This is a genomic window from Leptospira biflexa serovar Patoc strain 'Patoc 1 (Paris)', from assembly GCF_000017685.1.
Classification (GTDB): Bacteria; Spirochaetota; Leptospiria; order Leptospirales; family Leptospiraceae; genus Leptospira_A; species Leptospira_A biflexa.
In genome coordinates this window covers 100,142-121,077 of sequence record NC_010602.1, presented here as the reverse complement: position 1 = coordinate 121,077, position 20,936 = coordinate 100,142, and the positions used below count along the sequence as shown (strand labels likewise).

Below are 20,936 nucleotides of genomic sequence, written 5' to 3'. Positions count from 1 at the left end.
ATTAACTCTGGCTCATTGATGCCAGTTTATTTGATTCGTCTTTGATCATTTGGATGTGTTCTTCTAAGTCTTTGGAAGCACGACTAATTTCATTGACTTCCATTTCCAGTTGGATGATCCCTTTGGATGCTTCTTTCTGACCTAACAACTGTTCTTTTGTAGATCCGGCAATTTGATTCGATAATTCACGGATTTGCGAAAGTTCCGTAAGAATGGACGATAGTGTATTTCTTTGTTCGATATAAAGTTGGTTCATATTTTGGATTTGGACCAATGTTTGATTCAGTCTATCGATTTGTGATTTTGCTAATTCACCCGTATTCTTGGAGGCATTCCGAGCATTGGTGATAATTTCTTTTGAACTTTTGACAACAGTTGAAATTCTTTTTACGTTATTTTTTGTAAATTCTGCTAGTTTACTCACTTCATTGGCGACAACAGCGAATCCTTTCCCAACATCTCCAGCACGAGCGGCTTCAATCGAAGCATTTAATGCAAGTAAGTTGGTCTTTTCGCCAATCTCTGCGACAATGTTATTGATTTCGTTCACTTGATCAAAAGATGCTTGGATGGATTCCAAATGGGATGCCGTTTGGTCTGCTACTTCTGTGACTGACATACTTTCTTTTTTATTGATCTCTGCAATTTCCACCAATTGTTCACTTTGGATCAAAATTTGATCAACGGTTTCCTTTAGTTCCACAGTATCGGCGACCATATTTTGTACTTTGTTGTTTTGTTCTTCTATTGAGGCACCATTGGATTCGAAAGAACTAGATAGTTCAGAAATGACTGCAGTGATTTCTTCTAAGGAAGCAGCTTGTGATTCCAATTTTACAGATGTGTCAGATACAAATTTACTAAAATTGCTGATGGAACCTTCTAGTTTGATGGCGGCGTTTGCGGAAACTTTACTTCGTTCTTTGGTTTGATTTAAGAGAACTTCTGCTTCGTCTGCTTTGATTTCTGCAAGTGAACTAATCTTTGTTAGTAGCTGGACAAGTAAACTTACAATGTATCCCGCGATCATGATAAATATTGGTTTCATCACTTCACCAGCAAGTCCAACATAACCGATCTGTCTTGATTGTTCAGGATCAACGGAAAGTTGGACTCCACCAATATTGACAGCAACGATCAAAGCAATTGCACTTAATGTGGATCCTAAAAATGAGTTGATTAAAACAAATTTACGATCTCCTAAGAACCCAGAATAGATTGCATTAAAGAAAAAGATAAAGTACACAACCGCGTTGGCAAGTGCCGCTTCCGCTTCTTGCAAACTTAAGGAACAATCCAAGATGATGGTAAGTGAGAGAACAAGAGTATCCATGAGGATGAGGATTTTGTGAAACCAAGTGGGTGGGTTTGTTTTTCTTTCGAGAACGTATGCAATTGCACAATAAAATCCCATTGTGCCTGTCCCTATCATATGAATGAGGAACATTTTAGGTTGGAATTCGTCTTTAGCGCCAATCATCGCAAGTAGGAATAATAAAACTAATCCGAATCGAATTCGGTTGATGATGATTTTGCCTTGTTTCCAAAGATCTGCGATTGTTAACACTCTATACCCTCAAATTTCCTACTAACTCAACCAAAAGACAGTCATGAGAAATTTCTCAGTGACCAACAATAGTCTACTAAAAAAAACGAATGATTCTTACTGTCGAGTTTGAAATTTTTAGCAAAGAATCGGATTTTGTCCTTCTCGAATGAAACCCTACATAATTTCCCCAAGGATCCCTATTAGAATGAAAACACAACAAGTTGGTTACTCAGGAAAGTCGGTCATTCAAAAATTAGGATTTAAGGAAAATATGATTCTATTGTTTCTCCATTTACCGAAGGATCAAAATCTGAAGGAATGGGGAGAGATGCCTGGAAACATAAGGATTGTGAAATCATTACAAAAGGAATTGGATTGTATTCATTTTTTCACCAAACAAATCTCTGAATACAAAACCATATTGCCAACTCTCATTCCTTATCTAAAGGGAAATGGAATGATTTGGGTTTCGTGGCCAAAAAAATCTTCAAAGGTTCCTACAGGCTTAAACGAAAATTTGATCCGTGAGTTTGCTTTAGAATTAGGTTTAGTCGACATTAAAGTTTGTGCCATTGATGAGATTTGGTCTGGACTCAAATTAGTGATTCGTAAATCCAATCGATGAGTTGGATCTAGATTCAATTCAATTCAATTCAATTCAATTCAATTCAATTCAGTTCAAATCAATACTCTTGGAATCAGTTCCATACATATTCGATCGAGTCTGAATCGACAAGCGGAAGGGATTGTAGTGGAAATCCTTTCCGATAGGAAAGATTGGAACGGAAAGCCCGGTCCGCGAGAAGCGGATCCGCCCCAAATAAAAACAAACTGTTCAGAAATAACTTCGGAATGGTCCCTTACGATCACAAAAAAAGATAGAATCTCTTCTTTCCTTCATAGAATATAACTCCGATGAACAATCATTCACGAGACAACTGGTTTATGTTTGGTTATCATGATACTGTAGGAAGAATTAATAATGAATTATAACAATGATTATCAGATCGTATTAGGTTTGGTGTTGGCACTGATGATTTTTGGTGTGGCATTGGAACTTCGTTTCATTGCGTTTAAGGCCGTCTTACAAAGACCTGTTGCTGCAATGTCTGGGCTCATTGGGCAAGTGATTATTTTACCTTGGATGACTTTACTCATCACACTCATGTTAGACCTTCCTGCAGGGATCGAACTAGGGATGTTATTAGTTGCGGCAAGCCCTGGTGGAAACTTATCCAATATCATCACACATTTAGGTAAAGGGAATACTGCCCTCTCCGTCAGTATGACAGCCGTATCTAGTTTATTTGCGATCATTACGTTACCGCTTAACTTTACATTAACGGCAAATTTAAACCCAGTCACTCATGCGATGATCTCTGGATCAGGAGAATTACGAATTGATAGTTTGATGATCATCAAAAGTATGATCGTTTTACTTCTCGTTCCCCTTCTCCTCGGAATGATTCTTGGAAATTTTTTCACCAAATTTGCTCATAAAATCACTCCATTTTTTAAAAGAATTTCTTCATTTGCTTTTTTGGTTTTTCTCATTGTGGCCGTTGGTGGCAATTGGAAAATCTTTTTGGAGAATCTTGGATTTGTTTTTATCATTGTTGTTTTTCATAATTTAATTGCTTTAATCATCGGAAATTTAATCGCCCGATTGTTTCGACAAAATGAATCAAACAAACGTGCCATCACAATTGAAGTTGGAATGCAGAACTCAGGACTTGCTTTAGGACTCATACTCACTCAGTTTCAAGCGGAACCAAACATGGCTTTGGTGGCTGCTTTTTGGGGGATTTGGCATATCATTTCTGGATTGATCTTGGTGATGTATTGGAAAAATCACCCACCAGTAGAAGGAAATTAATTTGAAAGTTTTAGTCACTGGTGGTGCAGGTTACATTGGATCCACACTCATCCAATCTTTATTAGAAATCCATCCCGATTGGTCCATCTTGGCAACGGACATCAAACCGATGAATGTGGAGCTGAAATCTCCTCAGTTTGAATTTCAAATTCTAGATATCAGTGACCGAAATGCGGTCATCGATTTGATCCAATCATGGAAACCAAATTCCATTGTTCATTTAGCATCCATCCTGAATCCTCCACCCGGAATGAGTGAAGAAATCCAATGGAAAATTGATGTTCATGGCACCAAAAACGTGTTAGATGGTGCTGTTTATTCTAAAACGGAACAAGTCATAATCACAAGTTCGGGAGCTGCTTATGGCTATCATAAAGAAAATAAAGAATGGATCGAAGAAACAGATCCGATTCGAGGCCACTCTGCCTTTGTTTATTCGAAGCACAAACGAGAAGTAGAGGAATTACTCGCCGAATATAGAACCGTTTTCCCAGAGCTCAAACAATTGATCTTACGCCCAGGTACGATTTTAGGAAAAACTGTGAACAACCTAATCACTGATATGTTCCAAAAACCGTTTGTGATGGGAATTCTTGGACACAAAAGTCCTTTTGTATTCATTTGGGACGAAGACGTGATTGCGATCATTGCAAAAGGTATATCCGAAAAGAAAGAAGGAATTTTTAACCTGGCGGGAGATGGAGCACTTAGTTTGAAGGAGATCAGTCAGATGATCCGAAAACCTTATGTGCCTATCCCATCATTATTCTTACAATCAATCCTTTGGGTACTTCGGCTCCTTCGATTGACACAATATGGACCTGACCAAATCGATTTTTTACGTTATAGGCCTGTGTTATCCAACCACCAACTCAAATCCGTGTTTGGTTACATTCCCAAGTACACTTCCAAAGAAACATTCATTGCTTACTTAAATGCCAAAGGAGTTCCCTATGTTGAAATCTAAATTTGTTTTTGTTTTATTTTTTAGTTATTTTTGCACCTATGCTTCGTTATCTGCCATTCAAGTGGATGTAAAAGATATTACGGGTAAAAGTTTGGACCTCGTGATGGTAACCATCAAAGCAGAAAAACCACAAGTCCCACCTCGTGATGACCATGGTTACCCTCCCGAAGGATTAGAATTTTTCATCACACCAGAAGTGACCATGTTCACAAGTCCCAATGGGAAAGTCAATATCCCGTTTCCTTATGCTCCACAGGTAATCATTCGACTTCGCAAAATTGGATATAAAGATCTGAATCTAAGGTCATATTCCAATGGTAGTTCTGTTTCTTTTCGTATGGAGAAAATAACTGATCCCAATCAATTGGTAGGGCAGTATCCATCAAATAGTTGGGTCGCCGCACTTGAGTTTGGTGAAGATAAGGATCTTCGAAAAACCTATTTGGAACAGTGTGGTTTTTGCCACCAACAAGGAAGTTTTTTTATGAGACGTGCCTTCACGGAGGGAGACTGGGAAGAGATCATCAACCGAATGATGGGATATGGAGCAAGGCCTCACGGGAAAGCAAAGAAAAAACTACCGGGTATTTTAGCAAATGCGTATGTTGATTTGCTCAAACACCCGGAACGAGTCAAACCTGGTCGAACTTGGGGAAAAGAATTGTATGGAGCTGTGATTCGAGAATGGCCTATGGGAGATAGTTTTTCCCAAATGCATGATCTATTATTTCATAAGAAAACTGGATTGGTCTATGTCGGCGATAATATCCAAGACAGACTTTGGGAGATTAATCCTAACACTGGTAAAACGGTAGTTTATAAAGTTCCCAAACAACCAGAAGATGAATTGGGTGGACTATTGCCAGGTAGGTTACGTTCCTTTCAAAAACATGAAACCTATGTTGGGTTACATTCACTTGCCGAATCACCGATTGATGGTCATATATTCATCACACCATCATTACAAAAGCGCATTACAGAGTTTGATCCTTTTACAAAAAAATTTAAAGACCATATGTTTCAAAATGGATTGTATCCTCATACCATCCGCATTGATGAAAAAGATCGTGTATGGTTTACCTTGGCTCTTTCCAATCAAGTGGGGATGTTTGATCGCACAAATAACACATTTCATTATTATGATTTACCCGCGCGAACCAAAAAAGAAAGTTTTAGTTTATGGATCAGTGGATTCATCATCAAACTGATGAACTGGGGTTTCCCAATGCATTTATTGCCTGTAGATGAACGAGTGAGTGGAATGCCACTTCCTTATGGGATTGATGTTGCCCCGAATGGAAAAGTTTGGTTTACCCGATTGCATGCGGATACAATTGGTGTGATTGATCCAAAAGATGATTCGTTCCAATTGATCACAACTCCTTTCCAAGGCCCACGTAGACTCCGCGTCGATCGAAACAATCATGTTTGGATATCTGTATTTCCAGAAGGTTCCATTGCGAGGTACACTCCTGAAGATGGAAAGTTTAAACTTTACCCACTTCCCACTGCCATTGATGGAGTGGAAACACCATACTCATTGAATGTAGACCGCAAATCAAATCTTGTTTGGGTCACTGGTACTTCGTCTGACAATCTAATGGCGATGGATATCAATACAGAAACATGGAAAGTGTATCCAATGAGTCGTAAAGTTACCTTTACACGTGATATTGAATTTTCTCTCGATGGAAAGGCTTATTCCTCAAATGGAGCCTTCCCAAGTTGGCACATTGAAGACGGCCAACCAACGTTAATGGAAGTCACACAATCAAAATGAACCAATCAAATGTTTACAATAAGGGACAGATGTTTCGATTTCTGACTGCTTCCTTTTTAGGATTTTTAGCAGGTCACCTAACAAACTATAGTGTGATTTTATATGCACAGGATGTATGGAACCAAGATGCATTGGCAGGAATCGGATTTGGGTTATGTTTTGGTGTTCCTTTGTTTCTAGGATGGTTTGCAGGTGCATGGTGTGATTCGCATTCTCCACAAATTTTAGCCCAACTTGCCCATGTTTCCTTTTTAATCGCACTTGGACTTTTGCATCTGTCTTCAGAGTTGGATGGTATTAGTTCCGTTTCCCTGTTTTTACTTGGTGCATTTTTTGTTGGCGTGGGTTGGTCCATACTTGCGCCTGCAAGGATGTCGCTTCTTGGAAGACTTGCAGGAGAAAAACAGAAAAAAATGGCCGTTATTTTTAATGTTTTAGTGATGTTAGGTTTTGGGTCAGCTCCTCCTATCTTAGCATTTTGCAAAAATATCGGGTCTTGGAAGATGGTCCACTTAACTGGCGTTCTCTTGTTTTTAATTGCGATGGGGCTTTTGATTGGAATCAAAACAGAAGGACAAGGTAAAACCTCTTCTGCATGGGATCGAATCCTTAGAGGAGTATCGTATGCTAAAAATCATAACTTACTCAAACAAACTCTCCTCTTTTCGATCGTCATTTATTGTTCAATGGGACCTGTGCAAGTGATGATGCCAAGGTATGCCAAAGGAGTTTTAAATTTAGGAGAGATGGAACGAGGGTTCTTTTTAGGCGCACTGGCACTCGCTCTCCTTATTGGTGGTGGTACTTCTTTAAAATTAGCAAAACCGTTTGGCTATGGAAAATTGATACTCACTTCAGGATTCATTTGTGGTCTTGGCCTACTTGGCATCGGTATTAGCTCCCATTTTTGGATCTCGATTGGATTATTATTTTTAAGTGGATTTGGTGCTGGAGCCAGTATTAGTTTGCTTGTCGCGATCTTACAATCAGAGGTGAGTCCCGAATACCGAGGTAGGTTAATGAGTTTGTATACGATCACAAGTCAGGTTGTTCCTGCATTTGCAGGACTACTCTCAGGACTCATTCTTGTCAAAGTATCGATTGCGACAGCCGTAATCAGCGCAGGTATAATTTTAACTCTGATTGTGATGATGACCACAATCAGATTAAAAACATTACGAAATTATACGATGTGATTTACCACTGTTGGTACATTTGTTCTGCAAATCCAAATAGATTTTTGACTTCTAATTTAGTGCCATTGTCTAATATCACATAACCACTGTATGTACCGAATGCTTTATTCAAATAGGCTTCTGTTTTTAATAATTCAAAAATTTCAGATATAGAAAAATTCTGAACCAATTGTTTTAAAAAACCGATCATACCCATTAAATCAATGTCAGAATATAAAAGATAAACAGGAGTAAAATTTAATTCCAAACGACCATCGTTACTCACAAATTGCCAAGGTTTTTTGTAATCTTTGACATCATACTTCCAAATCACTTTATCAAGCTTATGAACTTTTCCTTTGTATACGATACCATTTTCAGTCGCATTTGATTGGTCACCAAATCCATACCCTAAGTTTAAACTGAGGAGTTCGCCCCCAACCATTCCAGCACCTGCCGCCCAAAGCCATTTATTTTTTTCTGGCCAAATCCCCCTTCCCCAATCCAATACAGCAAAACTATTTTCTTTAAAATCGTAAATGGATTGTTGGTAAACGATTGTTCCTTTGCAAATCAAACTTGGCATTTTGTATTCATAGAAAAAATTAGATTCAGAAAAAGGTGTGATGATTGCGAGTGCTTCATCTGCTTTTTCGATGAATTCGAAATTTCCAACGATTTTATCATTTGCGGAATCGCCTTGAATCGAATACGAAATGATTCGTTTGCCCTTTTGTTTTTGAATGCGGATGAATTGATTACCTTTTGTAAATTCAATTGGATCAGTAGTATTGGTTGGAAAAAATATAGAACCAGGTCGCACAAGTTCCGTTTTGGAAAAAATTGTTTTTCCTGATTTGAATTCTAATAATTCGATACTGCCCATTGCCAAGTTTCCAATGTCAGTGATAGTTATGGCACCGCCAAAATCCTCATTATAGAAAGTATAATGTTCCCATCGTTTGTATCGTTTTGGTTCCACTTTCATGAGCGACTCATCGATTTGAAAGTTTGGGTACCTTGACCAACCAGTAACATTCAAAGTTCCATCTGGCTTCAATAAGGAAACAGGAGAAGTAAATTCTTTTTGTATTGTTTTACTCACATCCGGTGCAGGAATCATTTGAATGGTTTTTCCATGTTGGTCAATGACTTGATCAGGTAATAAATTATCGTTGGAACAATTGAATAGGAATGCCATCAAAAGTAAAATTCCGATCCTTATCAAATTTTGAAATGGTTTTTGAAACATAGAAATCTCCAGAAATACTATAAATTGATTATGATTCGCTTAACGTCAATAATTCTTGCGATTGGTTACGGATCTCTTCCACATGTTGCTCCAAATCTCTAGAAGCATTTGAAATTTGGTTCACTTCGTTCTCTAATGCGATGATTCCTTTATTGACTTCTGTTTGGCCAGAAATTTGTTCTTTTGTACTAAAGGAAATTTGAGAGGAAAGATCATTAATTTCTGTTAACTGGTTGATAGTATCAAAAATAATACTCTTTTGTTTCTCAAACAACTGGTGCATATAACTTACTTTCTCTGTGGTGATTTCCAGTTTATGAATCTGATTGGAAGTCAAATTCCCAGTTTGAATGGAAACTTCTGCCGCATCATAAATGAATTTTCTAGAATGATTCACAACTTCAGATATTATCTTTGCATTTTTAGCAGTAAAATCTGCTAATTTGCTCACTTCACTCGCAACAACGGCAAAACCTCTTCCCACATCCCCTGCCCGAGCGGCTTCAATAGAAGCATTTAATGCCAGTAAGTTGGTTTTTTCTCCAATTTCTGCAACAATTTGATTGATTTCGTCTACTTTATCAAAAGAAGATTTGATAGAAGCCAAATATTCACTGGTTTTCTTCGAAACAGCTGCAATCTCTGTTGTGTCTTTTTTATTTTCGTTGGCAATTGAAATTAACTCTTGGTTAATTTCACTAATCGTTGCCACCATTTGATTCAAATGATTTGATCCAGAAAACAAATCAGTAATTTTTACATTTTGATCATTGATGATGTAAGCATTCGATTCAAATGACGAGAACAATTCTGTATTGATCGCAGTGACTTGTTCTAAAGAAGCTGCTTGTGACTCTAATCTTTCAGATGTGTGTGAAATATAATTTGCAAAATTTTTTATGGAAGATTCTAAATTTTTAGCTGCATCTTGGATTATTTTTTTTTGTTTTAAACTTTGAATCAATAAATTTTCAGATTCTTTTGCCTTTTCAATGCCTTTGTCACTTATGCGAATGAGTAGTGCAATGAGTCTGGATAACAATACCCCACTCACAATGATAAATACACCTTTGATGATTTCGGCGGATGTTCCAATATAACCCGTTTGAATATAAAGATTCGGATCTTCAGTAGGAACGAGTCCTCCAAAATGTACCGATACAAAATAAGAAATGATCACACCTGTCCCCGCAAGCACTCCATTGAATAAAACAAATTTTGGATTTCCTAAAAATCCTGAGTAAATTAAGTAAAAATAAACTACGAGTAATACCGCTGTATTATTGATGGCAGACTTAGCTTCTATTGGGCCCATGCTACAATCAATTGATGTATTGATTAAGTGGATTCCTATATCCATAACAATGAGTAGTTTATGAAACCATTCTGGTGGTTTTCCGTAGTGCAACCAAAGTTGGCAAATAACAGCATAAATTCCCATAATGATCGTTCCAGAAAGATGGATATAAAACATCGCCTCTGGCATACTATCCTTTGTACCGAATAACGCGGCAAAAAAGATAAAGAAAAGCACAAGTCTAATTCGATTTACAGTTTCTTTTCCATTTTGCCAAAGTTCTTCAATGCTCATGATTAATTACCGGTAAACTTTGGTTTTCTTTGACTTACAAAACTCTCCATTGCTTCTAACAAATCTGATGAACCTAACAAACTTGATTGTAATTCAATTTCTAATTCCAAACTTTCTTCCAGTGATACCTTATCTCCACGTCTAATGATTTCCTTTGTGATGGAAATTGTTTTGGGAGGAAGTTGTAAAAATTTCTTTGCAAATTGTTTTGTAGCATCATCAAAATTTTCTGGGGATACAATTTTTGTGATCAAATTGTATTGTAAGGCTTTTTCAGGATTGAATTTTTCACCTAACATCACTAGTTCATTAGTTGGTCCAATCCCTGCATTCCGTGTGATCCGATTGGTTCCCATCAATACGGTTAATCCTAGTTTTACGAGAGGAATTGAAAAAATAGTTTTTTCGCTGGCAATTCTAAAATCACAACATTGTGATAACATAAAACCACCACCCATACAAAAGCCTTGGATCTTTGCAATCGTTGGTTTCGATATTGTTTCGAATGATGTAAAACAACTTTGCATTTCGCGCATGTTGTTCTTAAATTCATCTTTTGAAATCTCATTGATTTTCTTTAAAATATCAAAATTAACACCAGAAGAGAAATGTTTACCATTTCCTTGTAAGATGACCACCCAAACATCATCATTCGAAATCAATTCATTACTGATTTCTTTTAATTCAAATAGAGATGGCATATCCATCACATTCAAATCATTTGTGTGAAGAGTCAAAGTTGCAATACGATCTTCGATATCCAATTTCCATGAATGATAGGTTTTCATTTAAAATCCTTTTATTTCCGATACATTGATTCTATTTCTTTCTGATACTTTTCTTGCACCCGGTTTCGTTTCACTTTTTGTGTTTGTGTCAGTTCGTCATGGACAACAAAAGGATTTTGTAAGATATAAACATTTGAAATACGTTCAAAGGATTTAAATCCATTTTTATCCGAAACAAAATGTTTCACTTCGTTTCTGATTAATTTTTGAATGATCTCCACTTCTTGATAAATAGAATTTTTTAAATTCATATTGATTGATTGTTCTTTTAGATAAGTTTCAACTTTTTCTAAGTTGAGTATAATCAATGCTGAAAGAGTTTTTTTATCTTGGCCGACAACAACCGCTTGGTCAATGTAATCACTCTGTTTGAGGCAAATCTCAATTGGTTCCGGTTCCACATTTTCACCACCCGATAAAACAATGGTATCTTTCGCTCTACCTGCAAATTTCAAATTTCCTTGTGTAGTCCAAACCAATAGATCACCAGAATTTAACCAACGATCATCCGTTAAAACTGCTTTCGTTTTTTCTTCTTCTAAGTAATACCCTTTCATATTGTGCCGACCATGGTGAAGAGCGACACCTTTGATTCCTGGTTTTCTAATCTCTTTACCAAATTCATCAATTAATTTGATCGTAACACCTTGGATTGGTTTTCCCACATTTCCAACAGAAAAATCATTGTAGTGACGAATGGTGGATACACCAGAATTTTCTGTCATACCATATACTTCTAAGATTGGCATTCCAATCGCATACATAAATCGATCCACTTCTGCTTGTAAGGCACCTGCACCAGCAAATGCATACCGTAGCCTCCCACCTAACACAGAAAGTATTTTTGATAAAACAAATTTTGAGATGGGTAATAATGGGAGATAAATCATCAATTTGATGCAATTGAAAATTTGAAGTATGTATAATGAAAAAGTTTTTGGAGTAATTAATCTTGGAATACGATCAAATGCTTTATCATATGTGATAGAAAATTGAACTGAATTCCAGACTAATAACTTTAAAAAATATTTTTTGATCCAATGACTTTTTTGAATGGTATCTTTAATTTTATCATAAAAACTTTCCCAAACTCTAGGAACAGTAAAAAGAATCGTAGGTTTTGCCTTTGCCAAATCTTTCCCTAGTTCTGGCACACTCGTAAAAGCAATTTTTATCCCCGAATAAAAACAAATGGTTTCAAAAATTCTCTCACCACTATGCCAAGGTGGCAAAAAACCTAATGTCACATCACCTTCACCTACTTTAACGCCCGTTTTTCTAAACTCAGAAACTAAGGCTTGGATCTCAAAAAGGATACTTCCATGTGTTAACATCACACCTTTTGGTTTACCTGTGGTTCCAGAAGTATAAATAATCGTTGCTAAATCTTCTTCTTGAATTTCTTCACCAATTTCTTGATAGGTTTTATCTTCTATTTCCTGCGAATAAATTTTTAAATCAGTGAAATTTATAATAGGACACTGAATCTCCATCGAATCAGGTTTCGATTCACCAAAAAGAATAATGATTTGTAGATTTAATTTTCTTAATTCAGGGAGAAATTTATTAAGTGCCTTTTCATTCTCTATAAAAACAATTTTACAATTCGCATGATTTAGAATATACCCTATGTCATCTTGTGTAGCGTCTGTTCCTCTTGGTACATCAACACACCCGATGCTAGTGATTGCCATGCTAACCTGTAACCATTGGTGACCTACATCTGCTATGATTCCAATTCTATCACCAGCATTTGTATTTAAGTGGATCAGTGCCTTAGAAATGATAGTAACATTAGAAACAAATTCTTCGTAAGAAATGTTTTGGTACTCTTTTTTATGATCTTTAAAACTTTGCACAGGAAGATCGCCGTAAAGACGTCTTCCTTCTTGGAGCAAGTGAAATATTGTCAATTTACTGAGACTCGGAACTTTCATTCTTCTTCCTATACATTGATATTCATGTGATCGAGTAGAATTTTATCTTTTAATTTTTGAGGCAAAAAACGATTCAAACCCAAAAAGAAACTACTCATGAAATCTACCTGATTGAATAAGTTTGGATTCTTTGACTGTATCACTTTCACGATTTTTTCTGCAGCTTGTTTTGGATTCGTTGCCTTTTTAATTAATTCATTATCACGGTTAATAAATCGAACACATCGATCATAGTAAGGTGAATTTTTATCAGGTAACTGTTGCGCTTTGGCAGCAAAATTTGTGGATACCTGTGCCGGTTGGATCATCGCGACTTGAATTCCAAATGGTTTCACTTCATATCGAAATGATGAAACCATACCTTCGATGGCAAACTTAGTCGCCGAATAAATTGATTCGAAAGGAAATGGAACTTGGCCGACAAGTGATGACATCACAACTATCTTTCCACTTTTTCTCTCACGCATCGAAGGGATGAATGCCTGTAAAAGTCTTGCACATCCAATAACATTGATATCGAAACACTGTAATGCTTTTACTAAATTGACTTCTTCAAACGGGCCAAAAAAACCAATCCCAACATTAGAAACAACTGTATCCACTGATCCAAACTTTTTTAATACTGTGTCTTTAAATTTTAAAATTTTGTCAGAATCAGTAACACTTAAAGTTTCGAGATGAAACTTAGCCTTCAATTGATTTAACTCATCTGCTAAACTATCTAAATATTTTTTCTCAATATCAAATCCACAAATAGTATATCCTTGTGATGCCAACATCAATGACACTTCCCGACCCATACCTTGGGCAATTCCGCTAATTACAATTACCTTACTCATTTTATCCTCTTTAAATTAATTTCATTGATTCCATTGAAGAAACAAAATTTGGATACAGTAACTTGTAACCAGTTGATTTTAGTTTCTCATTATCCATATAATAATCATCATATAGATATTTGATTGCTTCATATTCGAGATCGGGAATTCTACCTTGCAGTTTTGCAATTGGAGATTCTAGTTTTGATATGATTTTCAATAACAACAATGGAATGTGAATTTTGTTGATCTTTGATCCAAATGTTTTGGAAGCCAATTCCAGTGCTTCTTCTAAACTCGGATGGTCATCATCTGCTATATTGTAGATTTGACCAAAAGTGTTTTCCTTCTCAGATAAATAAATGGCAGCCCTTGCTACATCTTCTACTCGAACATTTGCCAATTTCTTTTTTCCATCACCAGGAATTCCGGCGATCTGCCCTGGTCTCGAAAATACCTTTCCAGCACCATCATTACAACCTGGACCGTAGACAGTGCACGGGCGAAGGATGATTGCCTTTAAACCATTTTTGATTCTTTCTGTTACAATCTGTTCGCCTGCATATTTACTTTTAGCGTACGAATCTTTCGGGTTACAAACATCCGTTTCTTTAAATGGATTTCCGTTATAAGTTCCATAAACACTTGAGGAACTAAAATGAACGTATGCTTTTACACTATTTTGAACTGCAATATTGGTTAACTTATCAACAGCATCAACATTGATCGGCTTTAGACGATCGAAGTCTGTACTCAGATTACAAATTCCTGCAACATGAAAAATACGATCAACACCATTTAATAAGGTGCTAAGTTCTTTTTGATTTCGAATATCCGACTTAATCAATTCAATATTAGGTTTCTTTAATAAATTGATTTTATCATCTCGAATATCTGTGACACGAATCTTTAGATTTGAATCTTTTGAGAGCTCTTTCAAAAGTTCAAATCCAATGAATCCATTGGCTCCAGTGATCAAAGTGATTCCAGTATATTTCATTTTAATATTGGTAGGAAGGCCGAAGGATTTCTCTAGCGACATTATTTAACATCACTTCCGAACTTCCACCGCCAGCTAATAACGATTTTACTTCACGCACATATCTATCATATGGCTTGTTTCGATAACAAGCATGGGATCCAGTCAAAGTAAAAGCTTTGTTCACAACTTCATCTGCAACCACACCAGCAAGATATTTTGCAATCGATGTTTCTAAGTTATGATTTACCTTTTGATCATGCAACCATGCGGCTTGGTTTCTTGCTAATTTTGCTGCTTCTAATTCAGATGTTAACTTTGCAATGATCCATTGTATCCCCTGAAAATCTGAAACGCGGTTTTCGCCGACTTTTCTTGACTTTGTAAACGAGACAGCATGATCCAAACACCCTCTAGCAATTCCAATCAATTGCGATGCAACTCCCAATCGACTCAATTTAAAAATAGACATAAAGGTTTCGATCCCCCTACCTTCTCTACCCAAAACACTATCGAGTGGGATTCGACAATCTTCAAAGTGAACATCATACATAGGTGCAGATCGTAAGCCAATCGGATCTTGTTTTTCATAACGAATCCCTTTTGAATCTCGATCGACTAAAAATTCCGTTAATCCCTTATCGGTTTTTGCCAATACCATCATCAATTGAGCTTCTTTTCCCAAGTTGATGTGTACTTTAAGACCATTTAAGACCCATTCGTTCTCATCTTTCACTGCAGTCGTTTGAATGTTTTGGAATGATGATCCAGCATCTGGCTCTGAAATTGCTTGGGCCGCCATCATTTTTCCTTTGGCAAGTTCCGGTAACCATTTCCTTTTTTGTTCTTCTGTTCCAACAGCTAGAAGTCCTTGTTGTGCTTGGATTAAATTTTGTGGCCCATAAATTAATTCTTTGGCAGTCTCTTCCATGATGATAGTGTATTCCATTGCACCTTTACCCATACCACCATACTCTTCTGGTACGATTACACCAGTCCAACCTTTGTCACCTAGCGCGCGTAAAACATCCCAAGAAAACTCACTATCTCTTTCTTCGATGTCTCTTTGCGGGTCACTTCCTGCGATTTTAGAATATGCAGCAACGGCATCCCTTAATTTGTTTTGTTCTTCTGAAAAATAGAAATTCATTCAAACTTGTCCTTTTGATTCTTGTTTTGATTTTAAATAAAAATAGTAAGTAGCGATTGAAGAGGTAATGGGCACAAACAATGCATATAAAAGTGGCATCCAAAGAATTTCATTACTGATTGAATTGGAAAAACTAAGTAGAATGACCGCTATCGTCAATGGTCCATTTTGAATCCCCGTCTCTAAGGATACAGTACGTGCTTGTTTTTCAGATAAATTTAAGATTCTGCTAAAAATATATCCAAAACTGTACCCGAGCACCGTTATGAGGATCGCAGCCAAATACATTTGCCAAGTTGTGATTTGTAGGATATCTAAGTTCTTGGGAACCATAACACCTAACAAAAAGAGAATCATTAATATTCCTAGATAACTGCCTATTTTTTCAATTTTTAGCGCCATTCTTGTATTATACGATCTGATCTGAATCCCGATCAAAACAGGAATGATTAATATGAAAATTGATCCGACAATACTTTTATATGGAATTTGAATGTCATTTTCTGCAAAACCAGAGCAATACAACCAAAACAAAAATGGCATCATCACGGTTGCAAGTATTGTAGATGTGATTGTCATACTGATACTCAAAGCAACATCACCTTTCGCATAATAGGTGAGCAAATTGGAAGTTGTCCCACCTGGTGTACAACCAACTAAAATGAGTCCAATAGAAAACAAAGGTGATAAATCTAAACTTTTTGCTAATCCAAAAGCTATGAGTGGCATAAAACCAAATTGAGATATGACTCCAACAATCAGAGGTTTTTTAGAATGCACTGCCTTTTTAAAATTCTCAATGGTAAGTGTACTTCCCATCGCCACCATTAAAAAAAATACCATCGCAGCAAATAAGATCTCTTCTGTACGCGTTAACATCTTATTTGAATTCCTTGGCCAATTTTGTGGCTAATTTTGATGCTATGGCATAGATTGTAAAACTTGGATTTACACCTAAACTTGTTGGAAAAATGGAACCATCAATCACTGATAAGTTAGTCAGATGATGAAACTTTCCATTTGGATCCACAACAGATGTTTCCTGAGAATTACCCATTGCATTTCCACCTAACGGATGTGTAGAGTTGACAACTGTATTTGGTGATTGGATCACCATTTTTTCGATTCCTTTTTTTGCTTCTGACCAGCTAGAGAATGGATTCACTGCATTGTTGGCAGGAACAACTGTCTTTGCACCTGCTGCAAATTGGCACTCTGCCATGGATAAATATGATCTTCGGATACCATCTACTATAAAATCGTTTAAAGGATAATCTAAAATTGGATATCCTTCTTCATTCAATCGAACAGTTCCTCCAATACTTTCTTCGCTAAATCCATCACGAATCTGAGAAACTAATACATGTAAGTTGGGATAACTCTTCACATATTGTTCAAATTCTTCGCCTACCAATTTTCTTAAATTCATCAATACAATCGGTTGTGCACCTACGGCTTCGATATTATATCCTGCTTTTCCTGTGACTCCTTCTTTCCAAAGGAATTCATCAGATGCAACAGATTGAGGAGCACCAAAAAAGCCATAAACTGGAGTTGGCATTTCTGCTACCGAATAGTTATGCAATTGAACAAAAGTTCGTTTTCCAATGAGCTGATAAGGATCAGGTAATTGAGATCGTAATAAAAGGGCAGGTGAGTTAATCGCACCCGCACTTGTGATAAAATGTTTAGCAAACAAACGAATTTTGGGCTGAGTATCAGTGCCTTTGGTACTTGGCAAACAGTACAAATGATCTATTTTGTTGTCTTTCCATACATAACGGAGAGCTTTTGTATTATATAGTAAGCTTGTTTTTTCCTTCAAAGCAGAAGGAATCGTTGTGACAAGTTGGCTTTGTTTTGCATCGATGGGGCAACCCAATCCGCAATAACCTAACATATTGCAGTTTTTTACGTTCCGAGGTATGGAACTATACCTCCAACCAAGTTTTTTAGCACCAACACTGAGTAGATTATTGTTTTGGTTATGTGCTTCCCATGGTTGGATAGAAAATCGTTTTGATGCGACATCAAACCAAGTCTCCATTTCTTCCTCGGAAAAACCATTAATGCCAAGATCCTTTTCCCAATATTGTAACGTTTCCTTCGGAGTTTTGATACAAGTTGTCCAGTTTACAACTGTCGATCCTCCAACGGTTCTACCTTGGACAACCGTAAACCCTTTATCTTTGGTTGGCCGAGTGGCACCTTCAAAATACAATCGATTGAATGTGGAAAGTTCTTTTAAATCAAAGTCCTTACTTCGTTCATAATTTCCTTCCTCTACAATGATGACAGAGTAACCTGCTTTCGCTAAAATCTCAGCACTGGTTCCTCCACCAGCACCTGACCCAACAATCACAAAGTCCGCTTCTAAATCTAAATCTTTCTTTAAATATGATACATCGATCAGTTTATCCATGTCTTAATCCTAATGCGTGTTTTGGCCCTGGGTAACCAACATGTTTCCATGAGTAACTGTTTTCAAAAAATCCAATCGTTACCATCGATTGTAATAAAAAGAAAATGGATCGAAGTAGACTGATCGATGACATCTTCCATTGATTTAAAGATTTGATTACACTTTCGCGATTGGAATCTTCCCAATTCGAACTTGAACCAAACACATACCACCTAACAATACCTAAATTTAAAAACTGGATTGCTTCGGTGATTTCAGCCTGGGTATGAGATGGTAAAGCAGATAAATAGGAATCAATTCCGAGAACAACTTCGCCCAAAACTTTCTCCTTTTCCTTTTGGTCTTTCGGAAGAAAGGTGAATAACAAGGATTCACATAAGTAAAAAAAGTAATCCTCGGCTTTTGGGTCCAAAAAGGAACATCCTAAGCCACGGTTGGATAAAGAGACAGTCCCACCGGTTTTACAACCGCTCGTAGATAAGTACAAAAAGGCAGCCCCAAACAATGAAGTTTTGACAACAGTTCGCCTTGAAATAAACTTTTGATCCAAAATTGCCATTCTTAGTCCGTATTTCCACTCACAAATTAATGAATGAATATTCATTCCTTTTTTTACTTTACAAGTACTTTTTTAAAAAAAGAATGAAAAGAATTGGATTGGGGGTATCTATGACCCCTATCCAAAAATGAACGTCCCTTATCAAAAGGGATTTGGATAGGAATCCCCATTGGTCGAAAAGGCTTCAAAATTGAATAAAAGCGAAGAAATCTTAACGGCAGCGTTAGAATTATTTACGGCGAAAGGTTTTGATGGAACAGCAGTTCCTTTGATTGCAGAACGTGCCAATGTCGCTGCAGGTACCATCTATCGTTACTTTGCGAGTAAAGAAGAACTTGTGAATTCACTCTTTCAAAAATGGCAAGAGAGTCTTTACAATAAAATCAAGGACAACTTCCCAGAGAATGTTGAACCTAAGGAACAATTCCATCGGATTTGGTTATCAATGGCTGAATTCCAAAGGGAAAATCCAATCGCCTTCGATTTTTTGGAGATGCAATACAACCTTCCTTATTTAGATAAAAAAAGTCTCGCAAAACGAGCATTACTACTAAAATTCTTAACACGATTTGCACATGATAATCGAGATATATTGATTAAGTTTCCACCAGATGCATTGATTGCGATTGTTTGGGGTGCTTTTGTTGGACTCGTGAAAGGTTCAAGGAACGGCAAAATCAAATTGGATGATCAATTTTTGAAAGAATCAGAAGATTTACTTTGGAATGCGATCAAACTTCCAAATTAAGTTTTCCAAATTGATTTTTTTTATTTTGTTTCATCTAAAACTAAATCTACAAAAAATGAATATCCCAATTCGTTCACTCGAGAAAATACAATGACTTTCTTTTTCAAAGATTTGTCCCAATAGGGATCACTCACTTGCCAATTCTCTGAATCGCGGAACACTTGTTTCACGTGTTTGTAAAAGAAAGGCATATACGACCAGTTTTTTTGCAAAAATGCCATATTTTCTGCGAATCCTGAGTTGTTCGTTCTTTCATAATAAGGTGATACTTGGGTACCTTGCCAATCTGTTACATAAACTCTTTGAATCAAAGGATCTAATTTAAAAAAACTTTGTGGGTCAATGATCACGCGGTTATCAAGTTTGATTGTTTTTAATGGTAATGACATTAATTTCGTCTTAATCATTTTTTCAAATTCGATTTCCTTTGCGACTTCCTTTCGTTTATTTTCATGATAAATTTGCAAATGAGGCACAACAACATCACAAATATTTTGTTTCTCTTCACTAAACTCAACTGGTCTTCCTAAAAAATAACCTTGTAATAAACTAGCACCAGAACTCACCGCTTGGTACAACTCACCTTCAGACTCAATTCCTTCAAATAAAAGCTGTGACCCGATACTCAATGAAATTTGTTTTAAATATTCGAGGATGGATTGGTATTCCCTTTTTTCAATGGACTTCTTTAATATATTTAAATCAATTTTAATGATATCTGGTTTTATCGCACCTAACCTCTCTAAGTTGGAAGATTCTGATCCAACATCATCCAATGCGATACCAAATCCTTGTTCTCTGAGTAATTCAACACCTGCAGCTAGAACATCAGTGCCAAAACTACCTGATTTTTCTGTAATCTCAACGACAATCCGTTCTATGGGGACACCGTAATGTTTGACAATTTCTGCGATGGGAAGTAGGTTCCCTTTGCTCTCCTCATATTCTAAAATCACCTGATCCGGTGACATATTGACAAAGAGTTGGTCATTCGAGTTTTTTATTTTTTGTAAGGAAAGACCAAGTAACTCTCGATCAATGACTGACATTCGGAGTGGAGTCACATGGGGATCTGAAAATTCGGGAACGTTTCCCAGTGTTCCATTGGCGTCTCTCACTCGGCCGAGAGACTCATAGGCAACCACTGTTTGTTCTTCAACGGAGAAGATGGGTTGCAATAATGGGACATATTCTTTTCGCTTATTCGATTCCAGGGCCATTACCATGTTAACTTCTTTTCCTGTGTCTGTTTTAACAGATATAAATTCAATAAATTATACATTTTTCATCTAGGATGGAATCCATTTCAGGTGAATTTTCCCTTTTTGTGGAAGTCTTGACCAAG

At 36.7% G+C, this 20,936-nt stretch carries 18 protein-coding genes; 6 read left to right on the top strand and 12 right to left on the bottom strand.

What is annotated here, in order from left to right:
* Nucleotide 1: 1 nt before the first annotated feature.
* Nucleotides 2-1,567, bottom strand: coding sequence for a methyl-accepting chemotaxis protein (locus LEPBI_RS00585; protein WP_012387153.1), 1,566 nt, complete (start codon nucleotides 1,565-1,567; stop codon nucleotides 2-4).
* A 187-nt stretch (nucleotides 1,568-1,754) separates the two neighbouring features.
* On the opposite strand from LEPBI_RS00585, the gene LEPBI_RS00580 reads away from it, so the two are divergent.
* The 5 genes from LEPBI_RS00580 (at nucleotide 1,755) to LEPBI_RS00560 (ending at nucleotide 7,368) form a co-directional block, all read left to right on the top strand.
* On the top strand, nucleotides 1,755-2,174 hold the full coding sequence (locus LEPBI_RS00580) for a DUF3052 family protein (protein ID WP_012387152.1): 420 nt from the start codon (nucleotides 1,755-1,757) through the stop codon (nucleotides 2,172-2,174).
* Nucleotides 2,175-2,531: 357 nt separating this feature from the next.
* Nucleotides 2,532-3,425: a bile acid:sodium symporter family protein gene (locus LEPBI_RS00575; protein ID WP_012387151.1), complete on the top strand. Its 894-nt coding sequence runs from the start codon at nucleotides 2,532-2,534 to the stop codon at nucleotides 3,423-3,425.
* Nucleotide 3,426: 1 nt separating this feature from the next.
* Nucleotides 3,427-4,392 (top strand): NAD-dependent epimerase/dehydratase family protein, encoded by a 966-nt coding sequence (locus LEPBI_RS00570; protein ID WP_012387150.1) that lies wholly within the window; start codon nucleotides 3,427-3,429, stop codon nucleotides 4,390-4,392.
* On the top strand, nucleotides 4,379-6,172 hold the full coding sequence (locus LEPBI_RS00565) for a Vgb family protein (RefSeq protein WP_012476064.1): 1,794 nt from the start codon (nucleotides 4,379-4,381) through the stop codon (nucleotides 6,170-6,172). The genes LEPBI_RS00570 and LEPBI_RS00565 overlap by 14 nt, the downstream gene beginning before the upstream one ends.
* Entirely contained in the window at nucleotides 6,169-7,368 is a 1,200-nt protein-coding gene (locus LEPBI_RS00560) for an MFS transporter (RefSeq protein ID WP_012476063.1), read from the top strand. Before LEPBI_RS00565 ends, LEPBI_RS00560 begins: the two co-directional genes overlap by 4 nt.
* Nucleotide 7,369: 1 nt before the next feature.
* On the opposite strand, the gene LEPBI_RS00555 is transcribed toward LEPBI_RS00560, so the two are convergent.
* From LEPBI_RS00555 to LEPBI_RS00510, 10 genes are read right to left on the bottom strand one after another with little or no spacing between them, the layout of a single operon-like run.
* Nucleotides 7,370-8,599, bottom strand: a complete 1,230-nt coding sequence (locus tag LEPBI_RS00555) for a DUF2804 domain-containing protein (RefSeq protein WP_012387147.1) — start codon at nucleotides 8,597-8,599, stop codon at nucleotides 7,370-7,372.
* 28 nt (nucleotides 8,600-8,627) lie between these two features.
* Nucleotides 8,628-10,190 (bottom strand): methyl-accepting chemotaxis protein, encoded by a 1,563-nt coding sequence (locus LEPBI_RS00550; protein WP_012387146.1) that lies wholly within the window; start codon nucleotides 10,188-10,190, stop codon nucleotides 8,628-8,630.
* 2 nt (nucleotides 10,191-10,192) lie between these two features.
* Nucleotides 10,193-10,978 carry an enoyl-CoA hydratase/isomerase family protein gene (locus LEPBI_RS00545; RefSeq protein ID WP_012387145.1) on the bottom strand — a complete coding sequence of 262 codons (786 nt, stop codon included), beginning with the start codon at nucleotides 10,976-10,978 and terminating at the stop codon, nucleotides 10,193-10,195.
* Nucleotides 10,979-10,989: 11 nt separating this feature from the next.
* On the bottom strand, nucleotides 10,990-12,915 hold the full coding sequence (locus LEPBI_RS00540; protein WP_012387144.1) for an AMP-dependent synthetase/ligase: 1,926 nt from the start codon (nucleotides 12,913-12,915) through the stop codon (nucleotides 10,990-10,992).
* Between the two features lie 8 nt (nucleotides 12,916-12,923).
* Nucleotides 12,924-13,754, bottom strand: a complete 831-nt coding sequence (locus tag LEPBI_RS00535; RefSeq protein WP_012387143.1) for an SDR family NAD(P)-dependent oxidoreductase — start codon at nucleotides 13,752-13,754, stop codon at nucleotides 12,924-12,926.
* Between the two features lie 10 nt (nucleotides 13,755-13,764).
* Complete coding sequence (locus LEPBI_RS00530) at nucleotides 13,765-14,733, bottom strand: NAD-dependent epimerase/dehydratase family protein (protein WP_012387142.1); 969 nt, start codon at nucleotides 14,731-14,733, stop codon at nucleotides 13,765-13,767.
* A gap of 1 nt (nucleotide 14,734) precedes the next feature.
* A complete protein-coding gene (locus tag LEPBI_RS00525; RefSeq protein ID WP_012387141.1) occupies nucleotides 14,735-15,862 on the bottom strand; it encodes an acyl-CoA dehydrogenase family protein in 1,128 nt (375 codons plus the stop codon).
* Nucleotides 15,863-16,741 (bottom strand): bile acid:sodium symporter, encoded by an 879-nt coding sequence (locus LEPBI_RS00520; RefSeq protein WP_012387140.1) that lies wholly within the window; start codon nucleotides 16,739-16,741, stop codon nucleotides 15,863-15,865.
* 1 nt (nucleotide 16,742) lies between these two features.
* Nucleotides 16,743-18,284: a GMC family oxidoreductase gene (locus LEPBI_RS00515; protein WP_012387139.1), complete on the bottom strand. Its 1,542-nt coding sequence runs from the start codon at nucleotides 18,282-18,284 to the stop codon at nucleotides 16,743-16,745.
* Nucleotides 18,277-18,843, bottom strand: a complete 567-nt coding sequence (locus LEPBI_RS00510) for a hypothetical protein (protein ID WP_226992835.1) — start codon at nucleotides 18,841-18,843, stop codon at nucleotides 18,277-18,279. Before LEPBI_RS00510 ends, LEPBI_RS00515 begins: the two co-directional genes overlap by 8 nt.
* A 190-nt stretch (nucleotides 18,844-19,033) precedes the next feature.
* On the opposite strand from LEPBI_RS00510, the gene LEPBI_RS00505 reads away from it, so the two are divergent.
* Entirely contained in the window at nucleotides 19,034-19,591 is a 558-nt protein-coding gene (locus LEPBI_RS00505; protein WP_226992834.1) for a TetR/AcrR family transcriptional regulator, read from the top strand.
* A gap of 20 nt (nucleotides 19,592-19,611) precedes the next feature.
* On the opposite strand, the gene LEPBI_RS00500 is transcribed toward LEPBI_RS00505, so the two are convergent.
* Nucleotides 19,612-20,817: an EAL domain-containing protein gene (locus LEPBI_RS00500; protein WP_012387136.1), complete on the bottom strand. Its 1,206-nt coding sequence runs from the start codon at nucleotides 20,815-20,817 to the stop codon at nucleotides 19,612-19,614.
* Nucleotides 20,818-20,936 lie beyond the last annotated feature (119 nt).

Coding starts and splice junctions, on each gene's coding strand:
- LEPBI_RS00540 (WP_012387144.1), bottom strand. CDS start 12,915: ATGAAAGTTCCGAGTCTCAGTAAATTGACAATATTTCACTTGCTCCAA.
- LEPBI_RS00560 (WP_012476063.1), top strand. CDS start 6,169: ATGAACCAATCAAATGTTTACAATAAGGGACAGATGTTTCGATTTCTG.
- LEPBI_RS00545 (WP_012387145.1), bottom strand. CDS start 10,978: ATGAAAACCTATCATTCATGGAAATTGGATATCGAAGATCGTATTGCA.
- LEPBI_RS00525 (WP_012387141.1), bottom strand. CDS start 15,862: ATGAATTTCTATTTTTCAGAAGAACAAAACAAATTAAGGGATGCCGTT.
- LEPBI_RS00530 (WP_012387142.1), bottom strand. CDS start 14,733: ATGAAATATACTGGAATCACTTTGATCACTGGAGCCAATGGATTCATT.
- LEPBI_RS00535 (WP_012387143.1), bottom strand. CDS start 13,754: ATGAGTAAGGTAATTGTAATTAGCGGAATTGCCCAAGGTATGGGTCGG.
- LEPBI_RS00510 (WP_226992835.1), bottom strand. CDS start 18,843: ATGGCAATTTTGGATCAAAAGTTTATTTCAAGGCGAACTGTTGTCAAA.
- LEPBI_RS00520 (WP_012387140.1), bottom strand. CDS start 16,741: ATGTTAACGCGTACAGAAGAGATCTTATTTGCTGCGATGGTATTTTTT.
- LEPBI_RS00575 (WP_012387151.1), top strand. CDS start 2,532: ATGAATTATAACAATGATTATCAGATCGTATTAGGTTTGGTGTTGGCA.
- LEPBI_RS00500 (WP_012387136.1), bottom strand. CDS start 20,817: ATGGTAATGGCCCTGGAATCGAATAAGCGAAAAGAATATGTCCCATTA.
- LEPBI_RS00550 (WP_012387146.1), bottom strand. CDS start 10,190: ATGAGCATTGAAGAACTTTGGCAAAATGGAAAAGAAACTGTAAATCGA.
- LEPBI_RS00555 (WP_012387147.1), bottom strand. CDS start 8,599: ATGTTTCAAAAACCATTTCAAAATTTGATAAGGATCGGAATTTTACTT.
- LEPBI_RS00580 (WP_012387152.1), top strand. CDS start 1,755: ATGAAAACACAACAAGTTGGTTACTCAGGAAAGTCGGTCATTCAAAAA.
- LEPBI_RS00515 (WP_012387139.1), bottom strand. CDS start 18,284: ATGGATAAACTGATCGATGTATCATATTTAAAGAAAGATTTAGATTTA.
- LEPBI_RS00565 (WP_012476064.1), top strand. CDS start 4,379: ATGTTGAAATCTAAATTTGTTTTTGTTTTATTTTTTAGTTATTTTTGC.